14 protein-coding genes are annotated in these 12,341 nt (G+C 69.6%); 4 read left to right on the plus strand and 10 right to left on the minus strand.

The genetic code is table 11. The annotated features are described in order from the left end of the window. Nucleotides 1–24: 24 nt before the first annotated feature. Nucleotides 25–777, minus strand: coding sequence for an MBL fold metallo-hydrolase (locus GA0115234_RS10025; protein WP_093540550.1), 753 nt, complete (start codon nucleotides 775–777; stop codon nucleotides 25–27). 177 nt (nucleotides 778–954) lie between these two features. Here GA0115234_RS10025 and GA0115234_RS10030 point away from each other — a divergent pair, with 177 nt between their 5' ends. Further along, nucleotides 955–1,470 carry a type II toxin-antitoxin system PemK/MazF family toxin gene (locus tag GA0115234_RS10030; RefSeq protein ID WP_093540551.1) on the plus strand — a complete coding sequence of 172 codons (516 nt, stop codon included), beginning with the start codon at nucleotides 955–957 and terminating at the stop codon, nucleotides 1,468–1,470. 121 nt (nucleotides 1,471–1,591) lie between these two features. Here the strand turns inward: GA0115234_RS10030 and GA0115234_RS10035 are convergent, their stop codons facing one another. The 7 genes from GA0115234_RS10035 to clpS form a co-directional block, all read right to left on the minus strand. Then, complete coding sequence (locus GA0115234_RS10035; protein ID WP_093540552.1) at nucleotides 1,592–2,542, minus strand: PLP-dependent cysteine synthase family protein; 951 nt, start codon at nucleotides 2,540–2,542, stop codon at nucleotides 1,592–1,594. Next, nucleotides 2,542–2,820 (minus strand): MoaD/ThiS family protein, encoded by a 279-nt coding sequence (locus GA0115234_RS10040; protein WP_093540553.1) that lies wholly within the window; start codon nucleotides 2,818–2,820, stop codon nucleotides 2,542–2,544. Before GA0115234_RS10040 ends, GA0115234_RS10035 begins: the two co-directional genes overlap by 1 nt. A 103-nt stretch (nucleotides 2,821–2,923) precedes the next feature. After that, a complete protein-coding gene (locus tag GA0115234_RS43335) occupies nucleotides 2,924–3,049 on the minus strand; it encodes a putative leader peptide (protein ID WP_256088703.1) in 126 nt (41 codons plus the stop codon). Between the two features lie 147 nt (nucleotides 3,050–3,196). Continuing rightward, nucleotides 3,197–3,628, minus strand: a complete 432-nt coding sequence (locus tag GA0115234_RS10050) for a Mov34/MPN/PAD-1 family protein (protein ID WP_093540555.1) — start codon at nucleotides 3,626–3,628, stop codon at nucleotides 3,197–3,199. Between the two features lie 100 nt (nucleotides 3,629–3,728). Next, complete coding sequence (locus GA0115234_RS10055; protein ID WP_093540556.1) at nucleotides 3,729–5,168, minus strand: amino acid permease; 1,440 nt, start codon at nucleotides 5,166–5,168, stop codon at nucleotides 3,729–3,731. Nucleotides 5,169–5,495: 327 nt separating this feature from the next. Continuing rightward, nucleotides 5,496–6,080 (minus strand): DUF2017 domain-containing protein, encoded by a 585-nt coding sequence (locus GA0115234_RS10060; RefSeq protein WP_093540557.1) that lies wholly within the window; start codon nucleotides 6,078–6,080, stop codon nucleotides 5,496–5,498. Nucleotides 6,081–6,126: 46 nt separating this feature from the next. After that, on the minus strand, nucleotides 6,127–6,441 hold the full coding sequence (clpS, locus tag GA0115234_RS10065; RefSeq protein WP_093540558.1) for an ATP-dependent Clp protease adapter ClpS: 315 nt from the start codon (nucleotides 6,439–6,441) through the stop codon (nucleotides 6,127–6,129). Nucleotides 6,442–6,519: 78 nt separating this feature from the next. On the opposite strand from clpS, the gene GA0115234_RS10070 reads away from it, so the two are divergent. Continuing rightward, entirely contained in the window at nucleotides 6,520–7,848 is a 1,329-nt protein-coding gene (locus GA0115234_RS10070) for a nicotinate phosphoribosyltransferase (protein WP_093540559.1), read from the plus strand. 250 nt (nucleotides 7,849–8,098) lie between these two features. Further along, the gene (locus GA0115234_RS10075) at nucleotides 8,099–8,683 is read left to right on the plus strand and encodes an isochorismatase family protein (RefSeq protein WP_093540560.1); all 585 of its coding nucleotides are present in this window, start codon (nucleotides 8,099–8,101) and stop codon (nucleotides 8,681–8,683) included. Nucleotides 8,684–8,747: 64 nt separating this feature from the next. Here GA0115234_RS10075 and GA0115234_RS10080 read toward each other — a convergent pair whose 3' ends face one another. Both GA0115234_RS10080 and GA0115234_RS10085 read right to left on the minus strand, forming a co-directional pair. Further along, nucleotides 8,748–9,083: a hypothetical protein gene (locus GA0115234_RS10080; protein WP_176729128.1), complete on the minus strand. Its 336-nt coding sequence runs from the start codon at nucleotides 9,081–9,083 to the stop codon at nucleotides 8,748–8,750. 124 nt (nucleotides 9,084–9,207) lie between these two features. Then, on the minus strand, nucleotides 9,208–11,607 hold the full coding sequence (locus GA0115234_RS10085) for an immune inhibitor A domain-containing protein (RefSeq protein WP_176729129.1): 2,400 nt from the start codon (nucleotides 11,605–11,607) through the stop codon (nucleotides 9,208–9,210). Nucleotides 11,608–11,975: 368 nt separating this feature from the next. On the opposite strand from GA0115234_RS10085, the gene GA0115234_RS10090 reads away from it, so the two are divergent. Continuing rightward, nucleotides 11,976–12,335 (plus strand): hypothetical protein, encoded by a 360-nt coding sequence (locus tag GA0115234_RS10090; protein WP_093540562.1) that lies wholly within the window; start codon nucleotides 11,976–11,978, stop codon nucleotides 12,333–12,335. Nucleotides 12,336–12,341 lie beyond the last annotated feature (6 nt).

Raw genomic sequence — 12,341 nt, forward strand, 5'->3', positions numbered from 1 at the left:
CCGGCGGGCGTGCGACGACAGCCCTCAGACCTCGTACACCGCCCCCGGCACCGCCACCTCCGCCGGTCCGTGGAAGACCGTGCGGGCGTCCGCCAGGTTGCGGGCGGCGTCGGTCCACGGCGGGATGTGGGTCAGGACGAGGCGCCCCACTCCGGCGCGGGCGGCGGTCTCGCCCGCCTCGCGGCCGTTGAGGTGGAGGTCCGGGATGTCCTCCTTGCCATGGATGAACGATGCTTCGCACAGGAACAGGTCGACCCCTTCGGCGAGTTCGTCCAGGGCCTCGCAGGTCCCCGTGTCGCCGGAGTACGCCAGCGAGCGGCCGCCGTGCTCGATCCGGATCGCGAACGTCTCGACGGGGTGGCAGACCTTCTCCGTACGGACCGAGAAGGGGCCGATCTCGAACGATCCGGGCTTCAGCGTGTGGAAGTCGAAGACCTCGCTCATCGCGTGCTCGGACGGGGTGTCGGCGTGGGCGGTGGTCAGCCGCTGCTCGGTGCCGTCCGGGCCGTAGACCGGGAGGGGGGCGGGACGGCCCCCGTCGTGCCGGTAATAACGGACGACGAAGTACGCGCACATGTCGATGCAGTGATCGGCATGGAGGTGACTGAGGAAAATGGCGTCGAGGTCGTAGAGACCGACATGGCGCTGCAACTCGCCGAGGGCGCCGTTGCCCATGTCGAGGAGCAGCCTGAAGCCGTCGGCCTCTACGAGGTAGCTCGAACACGCTGATCCCGCGGACGGGAACGAGCCGGAGCAGCCGACGACGGTGAGCTTCATGGAGCGTGAACCTCCGAGACGTGGGAACGGGGAGGGTTCGTGCGGTCTGTTGAGCGGTTTGTCGAGCGTAAGGCGCGAAACAGCCGGTCGCTCCTCCACGGCCGTCCGTTGTGGGGGAACTCACCTGTGCTGTCACCGGTTCGATGGAAGCGGTGGGACCGCCGGTACGGTCGGAGCATGGACATGTCCTGGTGGTGGATCGCGCTCGTTCTTGTCGTGCTGCTCGCGCTCGTCGCGGCGGTCGCCGATGGCCGGGGGCGGGGCGGGCGTCGGCCCCGTGGGCGTTCCGGTGGGCCGGAGCGTACGGCGGGGACGCGTTCCGGTGGGCGTCCGGGCGGACGGACCCGTCCGCCGGCGGGCCCCGGGCGCGGGCCGGGGCCGGAGCGGCGGCCGCGGGCGGGCGAGATCTGGTGGGCCGAGGTGCCGTACGAGGACGGGCCCGGGGCGAAGGACCGGCCCTGCCTGGTGCTGTCGGTACGGGGCGACTCGGCGCTCGTCGCGAAGATCACCAGCAAGCGTCACGCGGAGCGGCCCGGAGTGATCGCGTTGCCCGCGGGGACGGTGGGCGACGCGCGGGGCCGGGCGAGCTTCCTGGAGACGGACGAACTGCGGGAGGTCGCCGTGCGGGGGTTCCGGCGTCGGGTGGGTGTCGTGGACGCGACGGTGTGGGAGCGGGTGCGGGGGCTCGGCTGAGGCCGGGCACGCGAACGCCGGACGGGCTGGGTTCCAGCTCGTCCGGCGAGGTGGAGCGGGAAGAACGGGCGGGGCGGGCCGGTTCCTGTCGGGGTGGCCCCGGCCCGCCGCCGGACCGGGACTACGCCCAGAGCTGGCCGTGGAGTGTCTCGATGGCCGCTTCGGTGGTCGGGGCCGTGTAGACGCCCGTCGAGAGGTACTTCCAGCCGCCGTCCGCGACGACGAAGACGATGTCGGCGCTCTCCCCCGCCTTGACGGCCTTGTTCCCCACCCCGATCGCGGCGTGGAGCGCGGCGCCGGTGGAGACGCCCGCGAAGATGCCCTCCTGCTGGAGGAGTTCGCGGGTGCGGGTGACGGCGTCCGCCGAGCCGACGGAGAAGCGGGTGGTGAGGACCGAGGCGTCGTAGAGCTCGGGGACGAATCCCTCGTCGAGGTTGCGGAGCCCGTAGACCAGGTCGTCGTAGCGCGGCTCGGCGGCGACGATCTTGACGTCCGGCTTGTGTTCGCGCAGGTAGCGGCCGACGCCCATGAGCGTGCCGGTGGTGCCGAGGCCCGCCACGAAGTGGGTGATGGACGGGAGGTCGGTGAGGATCTCCGGGCCGGTGGTGGCGTAGTGGGCGCCCGCGTTGTCCGGGTTTCCGTACTGGTAGAGCATGACCCAGTCGGGGTGCTCGGCGGCCAGTTCCTTGGCGACGCGTACCGCGGTGTTGGAGCCGCCCGCCGCCGGGGAGGAGATGATCTCGGCGCCCCACATGGCGAGCAGGTCGCGCCGTTCCTGGGAGGTGTTCTCCGGCATGACGCAGACGATGCGGTAGCCCTTGAGCTTGGCCGCCATGGCGAGCGAGATGCCCGTGTTGCCGCTGGTGGGCTCCAGGATGGTGCAGCCGGGGGTCAACCGGCCGTCCTTCTCCGCCTGTTCGACCATGTGGAGCGCGGGGCGGTCCTTGATCGAGCCGGTGGGGTTGCGGTCCTCCAGCTTGGCCCAGATGCGGACCTCGTCGGAGGGTGACAGCCGCGGCAGGCGGACGAGCGGGGTGTTGCCCACCGCGGCGAGCGGGCTGTCGTACCGCATCAGTTCATGCCGCCGGCGACGGCCGGGAGGATGGTGACGTTGTCGCCGTCGCTGAGCTTGGTGGAGATGCCGTCGAGGAAGCGGACGTCCTCGTCGTTGAGGTAGACGTTCACGAAGCGGCGGAGTTCGTCGCCGTCCACGATGCGCTCGCGGATGCCGGTGTGGCGGCTCTCCAGGTCCGTGAAGAGGTCGGCGAGGGTCTCTCCGTTGCCTTCGACGGCCTTGGCGCCGTCGGTGTAGGTGCGGAGGATGGTCGGGATGCGGACCTCGATGGCCATGGCGTGGGCTCCTGTCGGAAGCGGAGAGGTGGCGTGGGGCGCGCGGCTCAGCCCCCGCGCGGGGGTCGGTGCGTACGTGTGCTGCTCGGGCCGCGGGCCCGGCTCAGGCCTTGCGGCCGGCGGGCAGGCGGCAGGTACAGATCGCGCTGGAGAGCCTGCACAGGTCGACGTGCAGGCGCGCGACGAGCAGCATGCCCGGCGTCTTGTCGCTCACGTCATGGGGAACCATGCGCTCATCGTATCGATTCCCGGTCCGTAATCCCGAGTGTGATCTCACCTGGTGGATGGCTGGTGTTCGACAGGCGGACGGGACCGTGGTGGGCCCGGTCCCGTCCGGCCGGTGGGCGGCCTGCCGGCGTCCGGCGGCAGGACGCGGTCAGGCGGGTTCGTACGCCTCGACGACCTCGACGTCCTCCTCGGTGATCTCGCCGTCCACGATGCGGTACGAGCGGAACTGGAAGGGGCCCGCGTCGTCGGTGTCCGCCGTGGAGACGAGGACGTAGTGGGCGCCGGGTTCGTTGGCGTAGGTGACATCGGTGCGGGAGGGGTAGGCCTCGGTCGCGGTGTGGGAGTGGTAGACGATCACCGGCTCCTCGTCGCGGTCGTCCATCTCGCGGTAGAGCTTGAGGAGGTCGGCCGAGTCGAACTCGTAGAAGGTGGGCGAGCGGGCGGCGTTGAGCATCGGGATGAACCGTTCGGCGCGGCCGGTCCCCGCCGGACCGGCGACCACGCCGCACGCCTCGTCGGGGTGGTCGGCGCGGGAGTGCGCGACGATCTGGTCGTAGAGGGCCTGGGTGATGGTCAGCATGGCGCCAGGATAGGCGGACGGGCCCCCGCGTACCGGACTGTGGTACGTGAGGGCCCGCATGGTGGACAGGGCCGCCGAGAGGCAGGCGGGGCGGCGGCTCTCAGCTCTTGGCGAAGGCCCTGTTCTCCGGGTTGCGGGCCCTGAGGACCAGGTAGGAGACGCCGAGGAGGGCGGCCCAGAGCGGGGCGCAGTACAGCGAGATCCTGGTGTCCTTGTCGATGCCCATCATCACGACGACCACCGCGATGAAAGCCAGCGCGAAGACGCTGGTGTACGGGGCGCCGGGGGCCCGGAAGGCGGACTGCGGGAGCACGCCGCGGTCGGCGAGGCGCCGGTAGCGGATCTGGCTGACCAGGATCATGATCCAGGCCCACATGCCGGAGATGGTGGCGAAGGAGACGACGTAGGTGAAGGCGTCACCGGGCCACTGGTAGTTGATCCAGACGCCGACGAGCATCAGGGCGGCGGAGAAGGTGGTGCCGACGAGCGGGGTGCCGCTCCGGGTGAGCCGGGTGAAGAGCTTCGGCCCCTGCCCGTTGAGCGCGAGGTCGCGCAGCATGCGGCCGGTGGAGTACATGCCGGAGTTGCAGGAGGAGAGCGCCGCGGTCAGCACGACGAAGTTGACGATCCCGGCGCCGAGGCCGAGGCCCATCTTGTCGAAGGCTTCGACGAACGGGGAGACGCCCGGCGAGAACGCGGTCCACGGGACCACGGAGAGGATCATGACGAGGGCCCCGACGTAGAAGACGGCGATGCGCCACGGCACGGTGTTGATGGCCTTGGGCAGCACGGTCTTCGGGTCCTTGGACTCGCCCGCGGTGACGCCGACGAGTTCGACGGCGAGGAAGGCGAACATCACGATCTGCAGGGTCATCAGGGTGCCCTTGATGCCGTGCGGGAAGAATCCGCCGTCGGCCCAGAGATGGGTGACGGACGCGGTGTCCCCGGCGTCGGAGAAGCCGAGGGTGAGAATTCCGGCGCAGATGAGGATCATGCCGACGATGGCGGTCACCTTGACCATGGAGAACCAGAATTCGAGTTCCCCGAAGAGCTTCACGGAGATCAGGTTCACGCCGTACAGAATGATGGTGAAGATCAGCGCCGAAACCCAGGGGGGAATGCTGAACCAGAACGTCATGTACTGGGCGGCCGCGGTGACTTCGGTGATTCCGGTGACGACCCAGAACAGCCAGTAGGTCCAGCCGGTGACGAATCCGGCGAAGGGGCCGATGAATTCACGGGCGTACTCGGAGAAGGAGCCCGAGACCGGGCGGTACATGAGGAGTTCGCCCAGGGCCCGCATGATGAAGAAGATCACCAGGCCCGCGACGGCGTAGGCCAGGATCAGGCTGGGTCCGGCCTTGGATATCGCCTTTCCCGCACCGAGGAAGAGCCCGGTGCCGATGGCTCCGCCGATGGCGATCATCTGGATCTGACGGGAACCGAGGGCCCGCTGGTACCCCTCGCCCGCCGGGCCGGCATCCGCGACTTCCACGGCCCGCCGGCCGCCCTGCCCATTGTCGACCTGTGCCGATGTCATGTGCTGCGCCTTTCTCCACGCCGATCCGCGCCGCCGAGGCCGCGGATCGGGTCCTGATCCCCCCGGATATGGATGGAGTGCCGCCGGTGGTGGCCGGCTCGTGGCGTCCTCGGGAACAGGTGTGGTGTCGCCCGAGTGGTCGTGAAGATTTATCACGGCCACCCGGGCGATCCACCGGGCGTTATGTGGTGCACACCACATTAAAAAGCGGACAAGGGTTTCCTGCCGCAGCAAAAAGGCCATTCGGGTGACGGGATCGTTATTCGGATTTGAGCGTCTGTTGAGCGAACGCCCGCGCGCGTCCGGCGGCATCCCGGGGGGATGCCGCTACGGCATCAGCGTCTCCACCAGCGTTTCCTGGAGCGCGCCGAGCCAGAGGTAGGCCATGACCATCGGCTTGCGCGGGTCGCTGTCGGGGAGCCGGTAGAGCGAGCCGGAGTCGTTCTCGTCCTCGTCGGAGACCTCCAGCCGGGTGCCGATGGTGAGCCGGAGGTCGTTGAGGGCGCCGAGCCAGTGGCGGCACTCGTCGGCGGTGAGTTCCAGCACGGCGCCGCCGTTGTCGGCGACCGTGAGCGCGTCCAGGGTGCGCACGACGGCGAGAGCGTCCTCGCGCTTGCGGGCGCGCAGGTCGTTCTCGGTGAAGCGGCGGAACTCGGCGGAGGCGGCCCGCAGTTCGCCGTCCTCGTCGCCGTACGCCTCGGGGAAGAGGCGGGCCAGGGCGGGATCGGCGGGCGGCTCGCTGGGTCCCTCCGCGAAGAGGGCGGCGAGCGGGTCCGCGCCCTCGGCGGGCTCGTCGCCGGGACCGATCAGTTCCAGCAGCTGGACGGCGAGGGAGCGCAGGATCGCGATCTCCACCTCGTCGAGCGCGACGGCCGCGCCGCCGCCGGGGGTGGCCTCGAAGTGGCCGGCCATGGGTTCTCTCCGATGGTGGGTCGGGCGGGGCGGGGGACGGATCGGGCTAGTTGCGGTCCTGCGTGAGCGTGGCCCACAGCCCGTAGCCGTGCATGGCCTGGACGTCACGCTCCATCTCCTCGCGGCTGCCGCTGGAGACGACCGCGCGGCCCTTCTGATGGACGTCCAGCATCAGCTTGTGCGCCTTGTCCTTGGAGTAGCCGAAGTAGGCCTGGAAGACATAGGCCACATAGCTCATGAGATTGACCGGGTCGTTGTGGACCAGCGTCACCCAGGGGACGTCGGGCTCGGGGACGACAAGAGTCTCCTCGGCCGATTCGGGACGCGTGATCTCTGCGGGGGCGACGCTCACCCACCCCATGCTGCCACCCGGGAGGGGGCATCGCACAAACGACCCGAGATCTCGTCACTCTGACGAAATAGGGGTAGCATCCGGAACATGAACTCTGCGGACCTTGGGCGACGGGTCGGTGTGCCGTCGACCGCGCTCTTCACCGACCAGTACGAGCTCACGATGGTGCAGGCCGCGCTGAAGGCCGGCACGGCCGACCGGCGCTCGGTCTTCGAGGCGTTCACGCGCCGGCTTCCCGAGGGGCGGCGCTACGGCGTCGTCGCGGGCATCGGACGGGTGCTGGACGCGGTGGAGAACTTCCACTTCGACGACGAGATGCTCACCTTCCTGCGCGAACAGAACGTCGTGGACGGGCCCACGCTCGCCTGGCTGGCCGACTACCGCTTCAGCGGTGACATCTGGGGCTACCCCGAGGGCGAGGTGTACTTCCCCGGCTCGCCGATCCTGCGGGTCGAGGGCTCCTTCGCCGAGTGCGTGCTGCTGGAGACGGTGATCCTCTCGATCCTCAACCACGACTCGGCGATCGCCGCCGCGGCGTCGCGGATGTCCGCGGCGGCAGGCGGGCGTGGTCTGATCGAGATGGGTGCACGACGCACCCATGAACTCTCCGCGGTGGCGTCGGCGCGTGCCGCGTACATCGGCGGCTTCCACACCACCTCCGACCTCGCGGCGGGCTTCCGCTACAACATCCCCACCGTCGGGACCAGCGCCCACGCCTTCACACTGCTCCACGACACCGAGCGCGACGCGTTCCGGGCCCAGGTCGACTCGCTGGGCCGGGGCACGACGCTGCTGGTCGACACGTACGACGTCACCGAGGCGGTCCGTACGGCGGTCGAGGTCGCCGGGACCGAGCTGGGCGCGGTGCGGATCGACTCCGGCGATCTGCTGCTGGTCGCGCACCGGGTGCGGCAGCAGCTGGACGAGCTGGGCGCCACGGAGACGAAGATCGTGGTGACCTCGGACCTGGACGAGTACGCCATCGCCTCACTGGCCGCGGCGCCGGTCGACGCGTACGGGGTGGGCACGCAGCTGGTGACCGGCAGCGGGCAGCCCACCTGCTCGATGGTCTACAAGCTGGTCGCCCGTGCCGGGTCCGCCGATCCCGCGGAGCCGCTGCGTCCGGTCGCCAAGAAGTCGCTCGGCGCGAAGTCGTCGGTGGGCGGTCGCAAGTGGGCCGCGCGCCGGCTGGACGAGCACGGGGTGGCCGAGGCGGAGGTGGTCGGCACCGGTGCCGTGCCCCCGGAGCTGGCCGACCGGCAGCTGCTGGTCGAGCTGGTCAGGGAGGGCGAGGTGATCGCCCGGGAGCCGCTGGACGCGGCGCGCGAGCGGCACATCGCGGCGCGGGCGGGGCTGCCGATGTCGGCGTTGCAGCTGTCGCGCGGAGAGCCGGTGATCCCCACGGAGTACGTGTGACCGCGGGGCGCGGTGGCTAGCGGGCGGGTCCGCTCGCCACCGCGCCCCCGGCCACCGCAAGGTCCTCGTTCCGTCCCCTCCCTGTCCGGGGCCGGAGTCTCTAGGCTCGGACACATCCCCCCCAGCGGGTTCGGACCCATCCCACGCCAGGCCCGGCCCCACGCTCTACGACAGGCCCCGACACACCCCCCACGACAGGCCCGGCCCCACCCCTACGACCGCCGAAGTCCCCCACCGAAGGACACCAGCCATGCACCGCGCCTTGATCGTCGTCGACGTTCAGAACGACTTCTGCGAGGGCGGCAGCCTCGCCGTGGCGGGGGGCGCCGATGTCGCCGCCGCCATCACCGATCTGATCGGGGAGGCCCAGGCCGGGTACCACCACGTGGTGGCCACCCGTGACCACCACATCGACCCGGGCAACCACTTCTCCGCCCAGCCGGACTTCGAGCACTCCTGGCCGGCGCACTGCGTGGCCGGCACGGAGGGCGTGGGCTTCCACCCGAACTTCGCCCCCGCGGTCGCCTCGGGGGCGATCGACGCGGTGTTCGACAAGGGTGCCTACGCCGCGGCGTACAGCGGCTTCGAGGGCCTCGACGAGAACGGCGTGGGGCTGGCCGACTGGCTGCACGGCCACCGGATCACCGAGGTCGACGTCGTCGGCATCGCCACCGACCACTGTGTGCGGGCGACGGCGCTGGACGCGGTCCGGGCGGGCTTCACGACGCATGTGCTCCTCGACCTGACCGCGGGGGTCGCCGAGACGACCACGGAGCGGGCTCTGGAGGAGCTCCGCAGGGCAGGCGTGAAGCTGTCCGGCAAGCCGGTGGTGTAACCGGGCAGGCCCCGCGCCCCAGGCCGGGCAGGCCCCGCGCCCCAGGCCGGGCAGGCCCCGCGCCTCAGGCCGGGCGCCGCACGGGCACGGCGGGGCGGAGCAGGGCCCGGATCGGGTGCCAGAGCTCTTGCGCCCGCTGGGGTCTCGCCCGCCACAGCAGCCCGTCGGGGTGGTGCAGTACGGCGGTGATCTCGTCGGGGGTGGGCGGCTCGGCGTTGCCCCGGAGGTAGACCGCGCGCAGGCCCGCGTTGCGCAGCCTGGTCAGGGCGCGGGCCCGGTTGGCGGCGTGCACCAGGACCCGGACCGGGGCGCCGGGACCGGCTCCGTCGGTCGGGCTGGCCAGGGTGATCGCCACCACCACACTGCCGTTCGGCAACTTGCAGAATCCTCCGCCTGCCATGCTCCGCGCTCCCCCGTGAGACGTTGTGTCAATAAGTATCTGAACAAGACGCACCTAAACACGATCGGCCGCCGCCCGCTAGAGGGCGACGGCCGATCATGCTTTGACCTGCGGTTATACGGAACTACTTGTGCGAGGGACCGACCTTGACGGTGATCGTCGAGCCACTGCGGGGCTCCTTGACGATCGAGATCCGGGTGTTCGTGTCAGGGACCTGAACACTTCCGGTCGGGTTCTCCTTGTACCAGTAGGTGCCCTTGTGGTCGTCGAAGGCCGGGACACCGTGCTGCGACTTGATCCGGACCGGCACGTCCGCGTTGTGCAGCGTGAAGGCGTCGGTCGCGTACCAGCTGAAGGGAGCGTCGAACGGCTGGATCTTGTTGCGGATGATCGAGCCGTCGGCCCACTTCAGGGGCTTGGCGTGCGCGTCGACCGGCAGGATCAGGCCCTGGCCCGGGTGCTGCGAGACGTTGTTGTCCTTCTGGGACTTGTCCCAGAGCCAGACGAGCAGGCCGTTCTGGTACGGGAAGTGCTCGACCCAGTCCGGACGGGTCTTGGAGAAGCCGAAGTTGTACGGGCCGACCTTGAGGGTCTTGTCGTAGCTGACGTACTGGCGGTTCTCCGCGATGTAGTACTGCGCGTAGTCCTTGGTGAACGACTCGCCGACGCGGGAGAAGCCCTTGGCGGTCCAGCCGTTGTCGTCGCCCTCGGCGTTGTCCGAGAAGAGCACGGTGCCGTCGGCGGTGACCGAGATGGTGTCGGCCGCGAAGCCGATGCCGCCCGCGCCGCCGTCGGTGGTGTAGCGGAAGCGGATGTCGATCTTCTTGCCCGCGTAGGCGTCCAGCGGGAAGGAGAGCTTCTGGTACTTGCCGGAGACGTCGGTCAGGGCCGGCTTGTCACTGGCGTCGCGCGGGATCGCCTTGCCGTCGGCCGTGCCGTCGATCGCGGTCCAGCTGGTGCCGCCGTTGTCCGACACCTCGGTGTAGAGGAAGTCGTAGTCCTTCTCGATGTCCCACCAGCCGGACAGGTCCAGGGAGGCCTTGGACTTGCCGGTCAGGTCGACCGAGCGGGAGAGGGTGTTGTTCAGGTTGTCGCCCATGTCGCTCCACCACTGCTTGGAGCCCTCCGCCGGCTTGGTGACGGCGGTGGTGACGGGCTTCTCGGGCAGCGTGACGACGAGCGCCTGCTTGTTCTTGGTGTTGTACTCGGAGACGCCCAGCTTGTGGGTGGACTTCTTCGAGGCCTTGGCCTGGGCGTAGTCGAGCCAGCCCAGCTGGAGCTTGTCCCAGGCTGTCATGTCGCCGGGGAGGTCACCGATCGAGTTCTTGCCGGTGCCGAGCCAGGAACCGGCCGACATCAGGGACCAGAAACCGACCGAGTTCTCGGCGGTGTTGGTGGTGTCGTACAGGTCCGGCAGGCCCAGGTCGTGGCCGTACTCGTGGGCGAAGACACCCAGGCCGCCGTTCTCGGGCTGCGCGGTGTAGTCGCCGACCCAGATGCCGGTGTCACCGATCTCGGTGCCGCCGGCCTTGTTGTAGGCCGGACCGGTCGCGCCGGCGTTGGAGCCGTAGGCGTACCAGCGGTGCGCCCAGATGGCGTTCGTGCCCTCGGCGCCGCCACCCGCGGACTCGTCCTCACCGGCGTGGACGATCTGGAAGTGGTCGATGTAGCCGTCGGGCTCGTTGAAGTCGCCGTCGTTGTCGTAGTCGTTACGGTCCCACTGGTCGTACTGGGCGAGATCGGCCTTGATCTGCTCGGGCGTACGGCCCTTGGCCTTCTGGTCGGCGGCCCAGGCGTTCACGCCGTCCCGGATCATGTCCCAGGCGTTGGCGCAGTTGGTCGAACCGCAGTAGTTGGAGCCGTAGCGGGCCTCGTTGTACGGGACCTTGACCCAGTCGGAGACCTCGCCGTCGACCGAGTAGCGCCCGGAGGACGTCTTCTCGTAGTACGTCTTCAGCGAGTCCTTGCCGGCACCCGTACCGAAGTAGAGGTCCTGGAAGTGGGCCTGGTTGTAATCGGCCTGCCAGGCGGTGCTGTTGTCCTTCTTGGGGTCCGGCTTGGCTATCTTGTTGTGCAGCGGGCCGGGCGTGCCCCCGTACTTCGGGACGGCCGGCTTCGGGCCGTCGCCGTCCGGGTCGTACATGGTGGTGTTGTCGACCTTGTCGCCGAACTCCACCAGGACCGTGAAGATCTTGTCGGTCTTCTCGCGGCCGAGCTCGACGTACTTCTTGTCGTCGAGCTTGACGACCTGGGAGCCGCCCCGCTTCGTGATCTTCTTGTCGCCCGATATGACCTGCTCCAGGGCGGCCTGACGCTGTGCGTCCCGCTCCTCGGTGAACGGGCCCTTCAGGTCGTGCTCGTTGCCCTTGGCCGACCCCGGGTCACGGCGGTCGACGATGGTGTTCTTGGCTCCCGACGCCTTGTCATCGGCCTGGGCCGTGGCGAAGGCTGACGCCGTGGCGGCCGTCGCGGCCATGGCCACGACAACCGCGGCAGCGCGAAGCGCCCGTCTGTTCCTGGTCACTTGATGTAGTCCTCCCCGGCACTCGCCGCTGCGGCCAGGGTGAATGTGGGGCCGCGCGCGAATACGCGTCACAAGTGACGACATTCGACCGGAGTTACGCGAGAAAAGACAGATCTTGACTTGCACAGGCCAAGTGCACTATGCAGGAGAACGCTTCCGTTATCCGGACGTTCATCGAACGGGTGACCAGCGCGTAGGGGGCCACAGCCGGAGCGGAATATGCCTCCGTGCGCCCCCTGTGCACCGGCACCGGGGGTTAGGCCACGCTTACCGATGGCCCCTCTCGGGCATCCACCGTCGTAGAGTCGATTGACAGTGCGACCGTGTTGAGAGACTGCCCATCCGATGCCCCGAGGACGGATACCGCCATGCCGCGTCCCACCGCCGCACAGCTCTCCTACGGTTCGGTCACCGTCGTCTTCGCGACCCTCGCGATGCTGCTGCTCTCCCGTACGGGCTCGGGCCTCGGCATCGCCGCCATCGGAACCGCGGCGCTCGCGCTCGGTCTGCTGGTGGCCGTGACCGTACCCCAGCCGTCCCACGCGAAAACCACGAAGCGGGCCAAGGCCCGCTCCGCGATCCGGGTGAACCAGGACACGGTCTCCGCGGCCGTCGAGGCCGAGGGCCTAGCCCGCGACGACGCCCGGACCCTCGCACCCCGCGAGACCGCACGGCGCTCCGCGGCCCCCGCGGAGCGGCCCGTGAACCAGCACTCCGTACGACGCTGAACCGCC

The organism is Streptomyces sp. DvalAA-43 (assembly GCF_900091725.1).
Lineage (GTDB): Bacteria > Actinomycetota > Actinomycetes > Streptomycetales > Streptomycetaceae > Streptomyces > Streptomyces pulveraceus.

What these genes read in the sequence shown, in the direction of transcription:
- GA0115234_RS10025 (WP_093540550.1), bottom strand. Translation starts at nt 777, where the DNA reads ATGAAGCTCACCGTCGTCGGCTGCTCCGGCTCGTTCCCGTCCGCGGGA.
- GA0115234_RS10030 (WP_093540551.1), top strand. Translation starts at nt 955, where the DNA reads ATGGACATGTCCTGGTGGTGGATCGCGCTCGTTCTTGTCGTGCTGCTC.
- GA0115234_RS10035 (WP_093540552.1), bottom strand. Translation starts at nt 2,542, where the DNA reads ATGCGGTACGACAGCCCGCTCGCCGCGGTGGGCAACACCCCGCTCGTC.
- GA0115234_RS10040 (WP_093540553.1), bottom strand. Translation starts at nt 2,820, where the DNA reads ATGGCCATCGAGGTCCGCATCCCGACCATCCTCCGCACCTACACCGAC.
- GA0115234_RS43335 (WP_256088703.1), bottom strand. Translation starts at nt 3,049, where the DNA reads ATGGTTCCCCATGACGTGAGCGACAAGACGCCGGGCATGCTGCTCGTC.
- GA0115234_RS10050 (WP_093540555.1), bottom strand. Translation starts at nt 3,628, where the DNA reads ATGCTGACCATCACCCAGGCCCTCTACGACCAGATCGTCGCGCACTCC.
- GA0115234_RS10055 (WP_093540556.1), bottom strand. Translation starts at nt 5,168, where the DNA reads ATGACATCGGCACAGGTCGACAATGGGCAGGGCGGCCGGCGGGCCGTG.
- GA0115234_RS10060 (WP_093540557.1), bottom strand. Translation starts at nt 6,080, where the DNA reads ATGGCCGGCCACTTCGAGGCCACCCCCGGCGGCGGCGCGGCCGTCGCG.
- clpS (WP_093540558.1), bottom strand. Translation starts at nt 6,441, where the DNA reads ATGGGGTGGGTGAGCGTCGCCCCCGCAGAGATCACGCGTCCCGAATCG.
- GA0115234_RS10070 (WP_093540559.1), top strand. Translation starts at nt 6,520, where the DNA reads ATGAACTCTGCGGACCTTGGGCGACGGGTCGGTGTGCCGTCGACCGCG.
- GA0115234_RS10075 (WP_093540560.1), top strand. Translation starts at nt 8,099, where the DNA reads ATGCACCGCGCCTTGATCGTCGTCGACGTTCAGAACGACTTCTGCGAG.
- GA0115234_RS10080 (WP_176729128.1), bottom strand. Translation starts at nt 9,083, where the DNA reads ATGGCAGGCGGAGGATTCTGCAAGTTGCCGAACGGCAGTGTGGTGGTG.
- GA0115234_RS10090 (WP_093540562.1), top strand. Translation starts at nt 11,976, where the DNA reads ATGCCGCGTCCCACCGCCGCACAGCTCTCCTACGGTTCGGTCACCGTC.